Source organism: Shewanella sp. 10N.286.45.A1 (assembly GCF_041470405.1).
Classification (GTDB): domain Bacteria; phylum Pseudomonadota; class Gammaproteobacteria; order Enterobacterales; family Shewanellaceae; genus Shewanella.
The window spans coordinates 1-14913 of the sequence record NZ_JBFRMK010000049.1 but is presented as its reverse complement, the minus strand read 5'-3'; the positions used below and the strand labels follow the sequence as shown (position 1 = coordinate 14913).

14 protein-coding genes and 1 riboswitch are annotated in these 14913 nt (G+C 43.3%); of the genes, 5 read left to right on the top strand and 9 right to left on the bottom strand.

Going from position 1 to position 14913, the window contains the following annotated elements; translation table 11 throughout:
* Nucleotides 1-45 precede the first annotated feature (45 nt).
* The 3 genes from AB4238_RS04425 to AB4238_RS04415 all read right to left on the bottom strand — a co-directional run bounded on the left by AB4238_RS04425 (nt 46) and on the right by AB4238_RS04415 (nt 2849).
* Entirely contained in the window at nt 46-1095 is a 1050-nt protein-coding gene (locus tag AB4238_RS04425; RefSeq protein WP_372031699.1) for a FecCD family ABC transporter permease, read from the bottom strand.
* A complete protein-coding gene (locus tag AB4238_RS04420) occupies nt 1088-1927 on the bottom strand; it encodes an ABC transporter ATP-binding protein (protein WP_372031697.1) in 840 nt (279 codons plus the stop codon). The genes AB4238_RS04425 and AB4238_RS04420 overlap by 8 nt, the downstream gene beginning before the upstream one ends.
* 56 nt (nt 1928-1983) lie before the next feature.
* A riboswitch (cobalamin riboswitch) is annotated at nt 1984-2132 on the bottom strand.
* An 81-nt stretch (nt 2133-2213) separates the two neighbouring features.
* Entirely contained in the window at nt 2214-2849 is a 636-nt protein-coding gene (locus AB4238_RS04415; protein WP_372031695.1) for a histidine phosphatase family protein, read from the bottom strand.
* A 242-nt stretch (nt 2850-3091) separates the two neighbouring features.
* Between AB4238_RS04415 and metH the strand changes: the two genes are divergently transcribed.
* Nucleotides 3092-6835: a methionine synthase gene (gene metH / locus AB4238_RS04410; RefSeq protein WP_372031693.1), complete on the top strand. Its 3744-nt coding sequence runs from the start codon at nt 3092-3094 to the stop codon at nt 6833-6835.
* 52 nt (nt 6836-6887) lie between these two features.
* Here the strand turns inward: metH and AB4238_RS04405 are convergent, their stop codons facing one another.
* The 4 genes from AB4238_RS04405 to AB4238_RS04390 form a co-directional block, all read right to left on the bottom strand.
* Nucleotides 6888-7877, bottom strand: a complete 990-nt coding sequence (locus AB4238_RS04405) for an MvdC/MvdD family ATP grasp protein (protein ID WP_372031691.1) — start codon at nt 7875-7877, stop codon at nt 6888-6890.
* On the bottom strand, nt 7870-8868 hold the full coding sequence (locus AB4238_RS04400; protein ID WP_372031689.1) for an MvdC/MvdD family ATP grasp protein: 999 nt from the start codon (nt 8866-8868) through the stop codon (nt 7870-7872). The genes AB4238_RS04405 and AB4238_RS04400 overlap by 8 nt, the downstream gene beginning before the upstream one ends.
* A 53-nt stretch (nt 8869-8921) precedes the next feature.
* A complete protein-coding gene (locus tag AB4238_RS04395) occupies nt 8922-9098 on the bottom strand; it encodes a microviridin/marinostatin family tricyclic proteinase inhibitor (protein WP_372031687.1) in 177 nt (58 codons plus the stop codon).
* A gap of 391 nt (nt 9099-9489) precedes the next feature.
* Entirely contained in the window at nt 9490-10371 is an 882-nt protein-coding gene (locus AB4238_RS04390) for a LysR family transcriptional regulator (RefSeq protein ID WP_372031685.1), read from the bottom strand.
* 103 nt (nt 10372-10474) lie between these two features.
* On the opposite strand from AB4238_RS04390, the gene AB4238_RS04385 reads away from it, so the two are divergent.
* From AB4238_RS04385 to AB4238_RS04375, 3 genes are read left to right on the top strand one after another with little or no spacing between them, the layout of a single operon-like run.
* Nucleotides 10475-10882, top strand: coding sequence for a thioredoxin family protein (locus AB4238_RS04385; protein ID WP_372031682.1), 408 nt, complete (start codon nt 10475-10477; stop codon nt 10880-10882).
* A 1-nt stretch (nt 10883) separates the two neighbouring features.
* Nucleotides 10884-11576, top strand: a complete 693-nt coding sequence (locus tag AB4238_RS04380) for a cytochrome c biogenesis CcdA family protein (RefSeq protein ID WP_372031679.1) — start codon at nt 10884-10886, stop codon at nt 11574-11576.
* 11 nt (nt 11577-11587) lie between these two features.
* On the top strand, nt 11588-12364 hold the full coding sequence (locus tag AB4238_RS04375) for a haloacid dehalogenase type II (RefSeq protein ID WP_372031676.1): 777 nt from the start codon (nt 11588-11590) through the stop codon (nt 12362-12364).
* A gap of 75 nt (nt 12365-12439) precedes the next feature.
* On the opposite strand, the gene AB4238_RS04370 is transcribed toward AB4238_RS04375, so the two are convergent.
* The gene (locus AB4238_RS04370; protein ID WP_372031673.1) at nt 12440-12844 is read right to left on the bottom strand and encodes a helix-turn-helix domain-containing protein; all 405 of its coding nucleotides are present in this window, start codon (nt 12842-12844) and stop codon (nt 12440-12442) included.
* Between the two features lie 88 nt (nt 12845-12932).
* Between AB4238_RS04370 and AB4238_RS04365 the strand changes: the two genes are divergently transcribed.
* Nucleotides 12933-13523, top strand: a complete 591-nt coding sequence (locus AB4238_RS04365) for a class I SAM-dependent methyltransferase (protein WP_372031671.1) — start codon at nt 12933-12935, stop codon at nt 13521-13523.
* Between the two features lie 158 nt (nt 13524-13681).
* On the opposite strand, the gene AB4238_RS04360 is transcribed toward AB4238_RS04365, so the two are convergent.
* On the bottom strand, nt 13682-14773 hold the full coding sequence (locus tag AB4238_RS04360; protein ID WP_372031668.1) for a flavin-containing monooxygenase: 1092 nt from the start codon (nt 14771-14773) through the stop codon (nt 13682-13684).
* Nucleotides 14774-14913 lie beyond the last annotated feature (140 nt).

The following is a 14913-nucleotide window of genomic DNA, read 5'->3' as shown; positions in this document are numbered from 1 at the left end:
TTTGCTCCCAACATCCCAAAAGGGATAAATTAAACTGCAACCACGTTAAGTGCGTTTTGCACTGCGGCTGCCTAAAATAAACAAGAAAAATATACTGCCCATCACTGCGGTGATAATCCCAACGGGTAACTCTTGGTAGCTCAATATTGTACGTGCCAATACATCAACCCAAACCATAAATAGCCCACCTATCGCAGCAGTCAGCAGTAACGGGTAACGGCCAGGAAAGAGCAAGCGCACCGTGTGCGGTACCATCAAACCGATAAAACCTATGCCACCGCAATTTGCGACTAATATCGCTGTGATAAGCGAGCACAGTAACAACATAGATAACCGTAGACGCCCAACGTTTATCCCTAAAGTGTGCGCTGTCTCATCGCCGGCTCGCATCGCAACGATCTGCCTTTTAAATAACAGAATAACTAACGTACAAATCGACACTATAATTGCGGGTAAAATCAATCCAGACCAACTGGCTTTAGCAAAGCTACCTAAACTCCAAAAAAGCACTGAAGCGGCCGCTTGAGGGCTCGAAAAGTACAGCAGTAAACTGGCCATGGCACCAAACATAAATGAGATAGCGACACCGGATAACAGCATACGCTCGACCTGAGTTGATAAATTTCGACCACACAAACTCAGTACCATCAATACCGATAAGCTGGCACCAATAAATGCACCAAGAGGTAAGCTTAGCCACAATATACTTTGGCTAAATAGGGTTAAAACCACCACAGCACCAAAAGACGCACCAGAAGATATGCCAAATAGGTAAGGGTCGGCCAACGGATTACGAGTCACGGTTTGCAACACACTGCCCGCAATAGACAGACCAGCTCCAGCAATAAACGCCAGTATGACTCGCGGTAACCTTAGCTCCCAAATAATGCGTTCAGTCACACCTTGGTTTTCACCTAGGCCGAAAGCTTTGTGGCTAAAGACCTGTAACACGTCATTAGCTGAAATACTTGCGGCACCAAAGCTTGTTGCTGCAAATGGTGTAATAACCGCTATTAGCAGTAGCGTAATGAGCAATAGTAATTGATAGGACTGTTGCCATTTACTCTGAGCAATAACAGACAATGAATTAGACATCCTTGCCACCCTCTTCTAATCCATGATGCGATTTACTGCGCGGTTCATAACCATAGAAATAACTGATAAGTGGGTTACCGTGCTGTGGGTGAGGTTTAACTTCACAACAGACATCAAACACTTCGCCAATACGCTGCTCTGTTAACACTGCTTTGGGCGTGCCCTTGGCTACACAGCGCCCCTTATCAAGGAGTAATAACTCGTCGCACAGAGCACTGGCAAGATTGAGATCATGAATTGAGGTGATGACTGTTATATTAAGCGTGTGCAGTAACTCTAAGGTTTGGATTTGGTAGCGAATATCAAGGTGATTAGTTGGCTCATCCAAAATCAACAGCTGTGGTCGCTGAACAATCGCACGAGCGATGAGCGCACGCTGTTTCTCGCCACCAGATAAGCTTTCATAAGCTTGGTTAGCTTTATCAGCCAAGCCCACTTTAATTAAAGCCTGAGCCACAACCTCTCGATCATCAGCATTGGTAAATTCAAACGCGCCTTTATGGGGCGTCAAACCTAGGCTGACAAGCTGAGTGGTGGTCATTTCAAAGTGATGTGGTGTATCTTGCAGTACAACAGCAATCTGCTTGGCAAATGCCTTTGCTGATAGTGCTGTAATTGGCTGACCAAATAAATGAATTTTACCGCTTGTAGGTTTGATAAAGCGATATAGACAACGCAGTAAGCTAGATTTACCCGCACCATTGGGGCCAATAATGCCCAGCATGCTTCCTTTAGCTAAGCTAAATTCGATATCAGATAATATGGGCTGGCTATTTAATTTCCAGCCTAAGCCGCGAACAGTAAGTACTGTTTCTGATGCCTGACTAGACATTCAATAAACTGCAAAACATGTGTTAGTACACTCCCTTGAGACGCCCGCTCAAGTTATTCAGTATGGTTAAGTTAGGCTGGTATCTGACTTGGGGCGAAAGCTATTTCGCTCCCATACAGTTGCGGGTACAGTCCGGACTCATTAGCCTTATGCGGCCACCGGTTCCCAATTTGTGCGATAAAGCACCTAACTTAAATTTAGTTTGTGTGGTTTACCTCATTTTGAGGTAATAGGCTGCAGTTTATCATGCAAAGCTGATAAGGCATTGCACTTGATCAACAACTTGTTACTCCAGCCCCCAATTAAGGCTTAAGTATTGCTGGCCACCATCTTCCAAGACATCAATAACCACCGTCGCTGCATAGGGCAATTTCAAAGCACTGTAGATCCCTGCGCACTGTTTTAGTCCGAGGGATTTAGCCATTAAGTGTCGAATAACGCCGCCATGGGTTAATAGCAATATAACCTTACCTTTATACTGCTCAACTAAAGCCTCCCAAGCCTTATCCACTCTAGATTCAAAAGCTTGCATCGTTTCGCCGTTTGGTGGGGTATGCACCCATGGATTTGCCCAGTAGGCATCCAACTGCTCACTGTATTGCTGATAAAGCTCAGTGAAAGGCTTTCCATCCCAATCGCCAAAATTAACTTCCATAAAACCGGCCAGTTCAACAAAATGAATATTGTGCTGCATGGCAAAAGCTTGAGCGGGTTCTGAGCAGCGCAATAATGGCGAACTCACCACTAGATCCGCCATGCTGTTTTTAGCCAAATGACAGGTTTTACTATTTTTAAGAGTCGAAAAAGCCACATTTAGCTGCTCTTTTCCAGCTAAACTCAGCATAACATCCGTATGACCACGTAAAATATTGCCGCCTTCGCAGGCACCATGTCGTAGTAAAATCACCTTGGTATTTTTCACCAAACAATCCAACCAATTATATTTATCAAATACTTACAAGTAAACCATTACATATTCTTATTGAAAAAGTATCAAGTTTTAGGGGTTGCACTTTCGCTAATGACTCACGTATTATGGACGTCTATACGTATAAATGTCCAAAAATAAATAACTTAGCCTAGTAATGCTAGCTTTAAGTTGATAAGAATGGACAAAGTAACTGAATTTATATTTTGCGACTCTGTATTTGGTAGGAATTTTTTATGGCAACACATACCCTGAGCCCAGTCCCGCACACCCAAGATACTGCCGACAAGGTGTTAGCAGTACTGACTAAAAAGTTAGAGGAAGGGATCCTGCTACTTGATGGTGCAATGGGCACCATGATCCAAGATCGCAAATTTGAAGAGCAACAATTTCGCGGTGAGCAGTTCAAAAACTGGCATTGTGATGTAAAGGGTAACAACGATATGTTGGTGCTCACTCAGCCTGAAGCTATCAAGCAGATCCATAAAGATTACCTGCTGGCTGGCTCCGATATTATCGAAACCAACACCTTTAATGCCACTCGTATCGCCATGGCCGATTACGATATGCAGGCACATTCAGCTGAGATAAATTTACAGGGTGCTCGCCTCGCGCGAGCAGCCGCCAATGAAGTAGAGGCTGAAACCGGCCGCCAATGCTATGTAGCGGGCGTGCTTGGTCCGACCAACCGTACTTGTTCAATCAGCCCTGATGTTAACGACCCTGGGTTTCGTAACGTCAGTTTTGATGAGCTTGTAGACGCTTATATTGAGTCAATCAATGCACTCATTGCCGGCGGCAGCGATATCATCATGGTTGAGACCATCTTTGATACCCTCAATGCAAAAGCGGCACTATTTGCCATTGAAACCGTCTACGACACCCAAGGTTTCCGCCTGCCCATTATGATCTCAGGCACCATTACCGATGCCTCAGGTCGAACACTTACCGGGCAAACGACCGAAGCTTTCTACAACTCACTGCGCCATGTAAAGCCATTAACCATTGGGCTTAACTGTGCATTAGGGCCAAAAGAGCTGCGCCCATATGTAGAAGAGTTATCAAAAATATCCGAGTGTTTTGTCTCGGCGCACCCTAACGCTGGTCTACCCAATGAATTTGGTGGTTACGACGAAACACCAGAGCAAATGAGCGAAGTGATTGAAGAGTGGGCCGAGGAAGGCTTTTTAAACGTGATTGGCGGCTGTTGTGGTACCACGCCCGCTCATATCCGCGTCATCCGCGACGCCGTGATTAAGCATCCAGCACGAAAGCTGCCCGATATTCCAGTAGCTTGCCGCCTATCAGGGCTTGAACCGCTCACTATTGATGAAAACTCACTATTTTTAAACGTGGGTGAACGTACGAACGTTACTGGCTCGGCTAAGTTTTTACGCCTGATTAAAACCGGCGAATATGAAGAAGCGCTCAGTGTTGCCCGCGATCAAGTTGAAAACGGCGCGCAGATCATCGATATCAACATGGATGAAGGCATGCTCGATGGCGCTGAAACCATGCACAAGTTTCTTAATCTTATTGCCTCTGAGCCTGATATTTCACGTGTACCAATTATGATCGACTCCTCTAAGTGGGAGGTGATTGAGGCGGGCCTAAAATGTATTCAAGGTAAGGGCATCGTTAACTCTATTTCGCTTAAAGAGGGCGAAGAGAAGTTTATTGAGCAAGCCACATTGGTGAAACGCTACGGTGCGGCTGCCATCGTGATGGCATTTGATGAAGTCGGCCAAGCCGATACTAAAGCACGTAAAGTAGAAATATGTACTCGCGCATACAATGTGTTGGTTGATAAAGTAGGCTTCCCGCCAGAAGACATTATCTTTGACCCGAATATTTTCGCCATTGCGACCGGTATTGAGGAGCACGACAACTACGCCGTCGACTTTATAGAAGCCACTGCAGAGATAAAGCGTACCCTGCCCCATGCCATGATTTCAGGCGGAGTCTCCAATGTGTCATTCTCGTTCCGCGGTAATAATCCGGTGCGTGAAGCGATCCATGCGGTATTTCTGTACCACGCTATTCAAGCTGGTATGGACATGGGTATTGTTAACGCTGGGCAACTGGCGATATACGATGATATTGATCCTGAGCTTAAAGCGCGGGTCGAAGCCATTGTGCAAAACTTGCCCTGCACCGTTAACGACTCAAGTAATACTGAATTGCTACTCGAAGTGGCAGAAAAATTCCGCGGCGATGGCAGTCAGGCCGCCAAGAAAGAAGATTTAGAGTGGCGCACAAAACCGGTTAATGAGCGCTTAGCTCATGCATTAGTCAAAGGCATTACAGACTTTATTGATGAAGATACTGAAGAAGCCCGTTGCCAAGCCAGTCGCCCGCTGGATGTGATTGAAGGGCCATTAATGGATGGCATGAACATCGTAGGTGACCTATTTGGCTCAGGCAAAATGTTCCTGCCACAAGTGGTTAAATCTGCACGAGTGATGAAAAAAGCCGTCGCTTACCTCAACCCTTATATTGAACTTGAAAAAGTTGCTGGCCAGTCCAACGGTAAAATACTAATGGTGACGGTTAAAGGCGATGTCCATGATATTGGCAAAAACATTGTTGGAGTTGTACTGGCCTGTAACGGCTATGAAGTGATTGATTTAGGCGTCATGGTGCCGGTCGAAAAGATTATCGAAGTGGCCAAGGCTGAGAACGTCGACATTATCGGCATGTCAGGACTCATTACCCCAAGTCTGGACGAAATGGTACATAACGTTAAGAGCTTCCATAAAGCGGGCTTAACTATTCCATCGATTATTGGCGGCGCGACCTGCTCAAAAATCCATACTGCCGTCAAGATTGCACCGCACTCGCCTGAAGGTGCGATCTATATCGCCGATGCTTCACGCGCCGTCCCTATGGTGTCAAAGTTGATCAATAACGATACCCGCCAAGCAACGATTGATGAAGCCTATCAAGAGTATGATGTGATGCGCGAAAAGCGTCTGTCACAAACCAAGCGTAAAGTCATCACCTCTATTGAAGCTGCCCGTGAAAATCGTTGCCAGCATGACTGGCAAAACTATACGCCATTTGTGCCGAATCAACTTGGGCGTCAAGTCTTTGATAACTACCCGCTCGAAGATTTAGTGGAGCGTATCGATTGGACGCCCTTCTTTAGAAGTTGGGAGCTACATGGTCATTTCCCACGCATTTTAGATGATGAAGTGGTCGGTATTGAGGCACGTAAACTGTTTAGTGATGGTAAAGCGATGCTGGAGAAAATCATCAGTGAAAAGTGGCTCACCGCCAAAGCCGTTATCGGACTGTTCCCAGCCAATACTGTTAACCACGATGATATTGAACTTTACACCGATGAAACTCGCAGCGAGCTTGAGATGACCACTCATCACCTGCGGATGCAGATTGAACGTGTCGGTAATGACAACTTCTGTTTAGCCGATTTTGTTGCGCCAAAAGACTCGGGCGTTGCCGATTACATGGGCGGCTTTGCAGTCACTGCAGGCCACGGTATTGATGAGCACGTAGCGCGTTTTGAAGCGGATCATGATGATTACAGCGCCATTATGCTCAAGTGCTTGGCCGACCGTTTAGCCGAAGCGTTTGCCGAGCGGATGCATGAGCGTGTACGTAAAGAGTTCTGGGGTTATGCAGCAGATGAAACGCTTGATAACGAAGCGCTTATTCGTGAAAAGTACAAAGGTATTCGTCCTGCACCAGGTTATCCTGCTTGCCCAGATCACACCGAAAAAGGCCTGCTGTGGGACTTATTAAAGCCAGATGAAACTATCGGCCTTAATATCACCGAAAGCTATGCTATGTTCCCAACCGCTGCGGTATCAGGTTGGTATTTTGCTCACCCTAAATCACGCTACTTTGGTGTGACCAATATTGGTCGCGATCAGGTAGAAGATTACGCCAAGCGTAAAGGGATGAGCATCGAAGAGACTGAGCGCTGGTTAATGCCAGTTTTGGATTATGATCCTGAGTAAAATCGCACGTTAAGTGGGGGGAGTGCTTCCCCCACAAATTTCACTTACAACTCTATTTTTTAGCCATATTGCTAACAAGATGACTGGCAAGCGCAGCGCAAATCTCTTGTTTTTGATATGCTTCAGCCCAATAGAACTCACCACACGGGTTAATTTCTAAGAACTTTAGTTCACCATTAGGCGTCAAAATATAGTCTGCAGCGCCATAATTCAGCCCTAAACTCTTAGTAAGCTTAATCAACTTTTGAGCCTCTTCCTCCGGTAAATCATAAGCAAACCAAGCAGCTAATGTTGTTGCGCCCTTTCTTCGCCAGTCGTAGTTTTCAGTTTGAAACTCATTACTGTTGATAGCGATGCAAAAAACCTTGTCCCCGACCACAGTTGCCCGCAGTTCTAACTCCTTCGGCAGAGATTGCTGAAATTGCATTGGGCAGAAACGTAAATCCTCAAGTCTATCTAAGTCACTTTCTTTTACTGGATTTGTAAAGACTACATTTTCCTTTCCATCCTCATAAATAGCAAAAGCTGTCTGCATTTTGGTAATAATATTGCCATTATGTTTATTATAAAAATCAAGTGCTGCTTGAGGATCATTAGTAGTAAGAGTATCTGGGATATCAATGCGTTGTTCATTGGCCTTAATGAGTTGCAGTTCTTTAGATGATGCCTTTCGAATACTCCAATAATCATCAATCTTAAACACATTCAAAGCATCAAAATAGCCGAGAACAGTGCGTTTAGATTCTTCAGAACAAGCATTTCTGGTTTGCCTATCGATATCTTTAGGTAAATCCCGAGCAATATGAAATCGGCGATACCAGATTGCACCAATATCCGATAGTAAATATTGCTCACCCGTTTCCAAAGTCAGTACTTGCTCTTTATCTAAACCTTGATAGGAGGCAATGCTAACCTTAGTCGGAAATAGATCAGTATTAAATCTAGCGACTTTCACCCCATAGTTTAAAAGGTGCTTAGTAACAGTCTCGACTGATTGATTATCGTTAGAATGTGTAATGATTAACACAACGTTATTACTCATGAGATAGCCCTATATTTACGTTATTTTTTATACATCGCGCTATAGATTGCGCTATAGGAAAGTCCAATTCCTTTTGCAACATTCCCCATTCACCGCATGGATTAACTTCCAAAAATACATAATCCCCATTCGTCGCTCTGATGATGTCTAATGCCCCGAAATTTAAACTAAGACGCGCCATTAAAAGTCTGATCTGCTGACAAACAGTGTCCGGCAGTTGATAAGGCTTCCAGCAAAAATGCGGATGTTCTGCACTACGCCAATCTAGACTTTGTTTACTTCGTGCTGTTTTAAGTGAAATTTTTCCGGTAAAAAACTCACCTGCAACAAAAACGACTCGCAGCTCATAAGCCTTTTCTATCTCTTGTTGAAACTGCATGGGGCAATACTTCAAACTATCTAATTTGGATAAATGCTCACGGTTTACTTTTGAGGTATAAACGAAAGCCTTGGGATTACTCATGAAAGTGGTTAGCGGAGTCAGCATTTTGGTAATAAGATTACCGTTTTCACTCTCAAAAAATTGTCTTACTGCGTCAGGGGAATTACTTAGTAACGAGTTCGGAACTGACAGTCCGCACTCTTTAGCGAGAATAAGTTGCAGTTGTTTATTTTCAGCGCGTTGGATGTCAAAAGGAAAGTCAAACCAGAATATCGATTCCAATGCATACAACACCGCATTTTTTGCCGCCGTAGACTCCTTGGTAGCTTGGCTTAACGTTTCACCCGTTAGGACAGAGTTCAAATTAGAGTGTTGATTTTTTCTAAACCAAACTGCGACGAAGTCAGATAAATAATGGCGAACGCCATCAATTTCAATCGTACCATTAATCCCCTGATTAGTTTGCATCGCTGAAATTTGAATATTCAATGGAAACTGGTCTGTATTCATCCTGACCATCTTCAAACCTAAGGCAGCTAAACTAGCATCCACCAATTCAGTAACGTAATAATCTTGGCTATGGGTTAAGCACAGAACTTTATGGCTCACTTATAATCTCTTCTGGCAGTTAAAAAAGTGCTGAAACAGCACTTTTTTTGATATTACATACTTTCTAATTCGCCACCTTCATCACCATCAGATGGATGCTTCATCGTATGCTCTAATTCATCCTTACTTTTATCAGTGATAACGCAACCACCATCACCAGCGACAATACCTCCAGTGACTCGTTTAAGATCTTGCTCTTCTAAAAAATTACTAAAAAATGGCTTATTCATTTATTTTCCCTAATTAAAAATTAAATTGATGGGTTTACTCATAGCAATGAATGACAATAGTGACTAGGTTTATCACCCAGCCATATTTAAGTGACTTAAATAATATCAAACATCACTATTCGGCATTATGCTATCGCAGAAAAGAAGCATTTAATCGCAAAATATTTTCAGAACATCTAAAGAAAAGTCACTATTTAGCATGACCAGTAGCAACACATAAACCGATATACAGAAAGAGCAATACTTTAAATTAAGCTTTCATAAGGACAATGATAAAACTCTAAATAAAAGTCATCATTATTCCCCTAAATATAAAGCAAGATTTAAAAGTGGACAGGGCTTACAACTGACTCCGTTTAAAAAATAGCCAGCTCGTCAATTGTAATCACCTCTAATTCGACAATGCCTTAACAAGAAACTCTCGAAGTGCAACCAAATTACTGTCGTAACTTTTTCGATGTGCGACCACCATATTCAATGGCGAGTTTTCTTTCTTATATTTAGGAAGTAGAGAAATTAACCGTCCTTCTGCAATATCTTGCTGCACGTCTAAACCGGTTTTGTAGGTGATACCCACCCCTTTTAGGGCTAACAGACGTAGGTAATCGCCATTATCTGACACGTGACTGCCACTTACTTTCACTGAAATCGTGCTTAAATCTTTGTAAAATCGCCAATGGCTGGACAAAGTGTCATCACCAGAAAAATGTAAACAATTATGATTTATCAGCTCTTCTGGCTTGGTTGGGGTACCAAACTGCTGTAAATATTCAGGAGAAGCACACAATTCTCGCTTAGCGTTACGTATAATGGGCAGGCAAACCAGTGCAGAATCTTCCGGCTCTCCATACCGTATCGAAGCGTCTAAATTCTGCGAGTAAAAATCAGCATATTTATCACTTACTTTGACTGTTAGTTTTATCCCTGGAAACTTTTCTTGGAATGCTATTAAATGAGTTAACAGCGTATTACGACCTAAGTCAGAAGGCACTGATAGCGTAATATTCCCTCTTAACTCCTCCCCAGAAATAGCTTGGCGCCCCACATCCAAATTTTCCAAAGATTTACGTGCATAAGGCAGAAAATCAGCACCACTTTGAGTCAATGTTAAGCTTCGAGTTGAACGTTGTAATAACCGAGTGTTCAACTCTGATTCAAGCCGTTTTAAAGCTGCACTTGTTGCAGCCGGAGTTATAGAAAGCTCTCTGGCGACAGCTGAAAGATTCTTAAGTTCACAAGCAAGGACAAATACCTTCACGTCAAAAAATTTCATCGTTATTTTCAATTCTTTTTTGAAAGAACTTCTAATTTAAATACTATTAAATGAAAAAGCGAACTCATTTATGCTTTCCTAAACTAACCACGGAGAGCATCACATGCCATCATTGAAATCATTAAAAACCGCAGTCATTGCGATAGCAGCATCCCTATTTCTTAGCCTATCCGCTCATGCAAATAGCTTTGAAAAAATCCCTTTTGACAAAACTACGTTTGATCAACTTCAAGCAAAAGATGAAACCTTTCTAGTTGATATATATGCCACTTGGTGTCCAACCTGTAAAAAGCAACAACAGGTACTGAATGATTATTTCAATGCCCACCCGAACAGTAAGATAAAAGTACTAGTCGTAGATTTTGATGAGCAAAAAGAATGGGTTAAATACTTTAAAGCGCCACGTCAATCAAGCTTGTATCTCTACAAAGGCAAAGAGCAAGTTTGGTTCAGTGTCGCTGAAACCCGTGAGCAGAAAATATTCTCAGCCCTAAACTCAGTGAGTATGTGATATGGATACATTCGCCATACCATTGGCTTTTTTAGCAGGCATACTTAGCCTGCTATCTCCTTGTGTATTACCGATGATCCCGGTTGTCGCCAGCTCTGCCGTACAAAGCTCTCGAAAAGGCATTGTCACACTAGCCTTGGGCTTAAGCCTATCATTTGCATTCGCGGGTACGGTGTTAACTTTTGCACTGATAAGCTTAGGTTTGTCTCCGGAGGTACTGCGCTATTTTTCAGCGACTTTGCTGTTAGCCATAGCGATAACCATTCTAGTTCCTAAGGCGGGCGAGTGGTTAACATTAAAGCTATCTCTGCTGACAAGTAAACTCCCTAGCCACAACGTTAATGGCAGTGGAGTCATGACACAGTTTGCTGTTGGGGCCTCTTTAGGGCTTGTATGGCTACCATGTGTCGGACCCACTTTAGGAGCCGCTATCGCATTAGCCTCAACAGGGCAAAGCATGCTAAGTGCCTTTATGGTGATGCTAGCTTTTGGCGTTGGTACCGCGATTCCATTAGTTGGATTCAGCCTATTGATGAAGAACTCTATCGGGAAATGGTTAAACGGTGGATTAATTGCGAAAAAGATTATGGGGTTATCTCTCATCATTCTGTCGCTCACAATATTTACTGGTTTTGACCGAACACTCGAAGCTCTCGCCTTAGAGCTCATGCCGGAATGGCTCTACAACATTTAATAGGGAACAGCATGAAACTTAACCTTTCTGCCATTGTATTGATTGGAGTTACACTTATGTCATCGACCACCATTGCCGCAGAGTCTGTCAAACAGCCGCCACGCGAGCTACCCAAAGTCATTTTCTTCGATGTAAACGAAACCCTGTTAGATCTCGGTAACGTCGCACTGTCTGTCACTAAAGCTTTAGATGGTCGCGATGACTTAGTCGCAAGTTGGTTCACAACGATGCTGCATTACTCATTAGTAAGTAATGCTATCGATGATTATCATCACTTTAGTGATATCGGCGTTGCTGCACTGCAACTTGTTGCCCAACAGCACCATATTGCACTAACACAAGCCGAGGCTAAACAAGCTATTCAGGTTCCTTTTGGAGATTTACAACCTCATCAAGATGTCATCCAGGGACTCAAGCGCTTACAAGCAATGGGAGTTAAACTCGTCACACTGACAAACTCATCTGATGCCGGAATTAAAAGCCAACTGCAAAATGCCAAGTTAACGCAATACTTCGATAAATCCCTCACAGTACAAAGCGTACAAATTTTTAAGCCAGACTTAAGAGTCTACCAGTGGGCGCTAGAGCAAATGGATGTCGATGCTAAGCAATCAATGTTAGTTGCAGCGCATGCATGGGATATAGCGGGTGCTGCCAAAGCGGGCATGCAAACTGCGTTTATCCAGCGACCAGGCAAATACCAATTCGAATTGTTTGAAAAAGCGGATTATGTGGCTAGCGATATACTCAGCCTAGCAGAGCAATTATCAGCAAGGAAGAAGCCATAGTTTACAACGGTCATTCCAACGGCTAAACCCCTTGAAAGCAACATAGCTGCAGAGCATGTTGCTTTCAGTTTCTTATCAGAAGCTATTTTTAGGGCGATAACTGCGGTAACCCGCCACCCTGAGGTAACGCAGGAACTTTGGGCACGCTAAATGATTACTCGCCTTACATGCTGCGGCATGCCTTAAACCATCTCGCATTGCAGTCATCTGTTCGATCTGTTTATCGAGCAACTCAGCTTTTTCCAGCAAACGTTCGCGATCAACAATGAAACCTTCAGTGGTAAACATTTCGCCAATGTCATCAAGTGACAAGCCTACATTACGACCTAATGAGATCAGAGCTAACTTCTCAATAACATCATTGGCAAAGTCACGTCTCATGCCATTACGTCCTATAGAGCGAATCAGCCCTCTCTCTTCGTAGTAACGGATGGTTGAAACCGGAAGGTTAGTTATCTTTGAAACTTCTCCAATATCCATAAATCCCTCTTGACCTCAAGTCGACTTGAACTAGTAGCATGCCATTAAAACACCACCTCTAACCAAGCCAGTTAATGGAGACAAGCTCATGTGGGATCAACGCTATAGCGACTCGGAGTATGCCTACGGCACGCAAGTAAACGACTTTTTAAAAGATAATTACCATGTTATACCACAAGGAAAAATATTGAGCTTAGGTGAAGGAGAAGGACGTAATGCTATTTTCCTGGCAAAAGCTGGTTACAGCGTCACCGCGGTTGATTCATCAATCGTCGGCTTAAACAAAGCTAAACGATTAGCAAAATTGAATAATGTTACTATCGAGACTATCCATGCCGATCTCGCTGATTATCATCTCGGTGAAAATCAATGGCACGGCATTATTTCGATTTTCTGCCCGTTGCCTTCCTCGATAAGACAAAGCCTTTATTCAAAGTTGCATCGTTCACTTAAAAGAGGCGGCAGTTTTTTAGTTGAGGCTTATACACCCGCTCAAATTCAACGTAACACCGGTGGTGGTAAAAATGCCGACGTGTTGCAAACTAAGCAGACATTAAGCAGCGAAATCACCCAACTCTCGATGGTATATCTACAAGAGCAACAAAGAGAGGTTCACGAAGGGGTTTATCACACAGGTTTAGGTGCTGTGGTTCAAGCAATAGCGACTAAAGTGGGCTAAAGTCCTAACCGCTACTGCAGAGCTTATATTAATCTATACCCACCAGCTTATTCAGCGCTAATAAAATGATTAGCATTGAATAAGCGGCCAACAATACGCTAGTCAATTCGATAATGACTTGATACCAGAAAACCGCGCTAGACAGTGGTTGTCCCAAGTCATCTATAGCTCAACACAGACGCGGCTTTGTTGATACCTTTCTCACTTACGCTGTTTTCCAGAATATAACTCATGAGGTAATTCGCATCTTTCCAGACGCCGCCGAGGGTAGCTGAACCACGGGTGTATAACCAAGGTAAGCCTATAAAATACAAACCATCGACATCTTTGCTCACACCTCGATAATTACTCGGGTAGTTCATTTCATCAAAAGAGATATCTTCAATCCAAAAGAAATTAGGCTTAAACCCGGTCGCCCAAATAACATTCTTAATGCTACTCACGCTGCCTTTTTGAAACTTGATGCAACTTTCATCAGCGGACAAAGTTCTCCCCATATGAATCACATTGTCTTTTGCTAACAGGGACTTCACATCAGTACCAATGACGGGCTGTACGCCCTTGCTGAGCCATTTACCTATTTTGCTAAAGCGTGAAACCGATAAAAAGCCGATTTTAGTGAACCACCACCAAAGCGTTTTGCCTAAAAAAGACTGTGGAATCGCAGCAATTTTATCGGTGCCAGAAAAGTATACTTTACGCCCTGTTTCGGCAACCTCCGACAAGATTTGCACCCCCGAATCACCCGCTCCAACCACTAAGCAATCGCCATCTTGTAATTGCCCTGTGCTCTTATAATTCTCACTGTGAAGTTGAGTAATATTTGGCGCAATATCAACATGGCAGGCAGGAGTAAAAGGGGTATGAAACGGACCTGTGGCAATAATCAACTGCTTAGCTTTATAGCTTGCAGTATCACTGGTAATTTCAAAAAAACCATCCACTTTCTTTACCGAACTAATTTTTTGATTGAACTCAATCGGCATCGAAAATTTTTCAACATAGCTTTTTAAGTAATCGGCAACTTCATATTTATTGGGGTAATAGCCTTTGGGGAATGGAAATGGCATACCGGGAAGGTTGTTGTATTCAGCTGGAGTAAAAAGTTTTAATGAATCCCAGCGCTTTAGCCAAGGGACGCCAATATGTTCGTTGGCATCTAATACCAGGTAATCTTTGCTGTTTTTAGATAAGTTGTAAGCCATAGATAGCCCAGACTGACCTGCGCCAATAATGATAAATTCTTTCATGGTTCCCAAATACGTGCATATTATTTTTGTTATGCTCGCTATTCTAACAGAACACAGCGCTTGCACGGGATTCATTGGAAAATTGTTCAAGACCCTAGGTGTAAAGTTTAGCGTTTAGCCGTATTTATACCAATTGCATT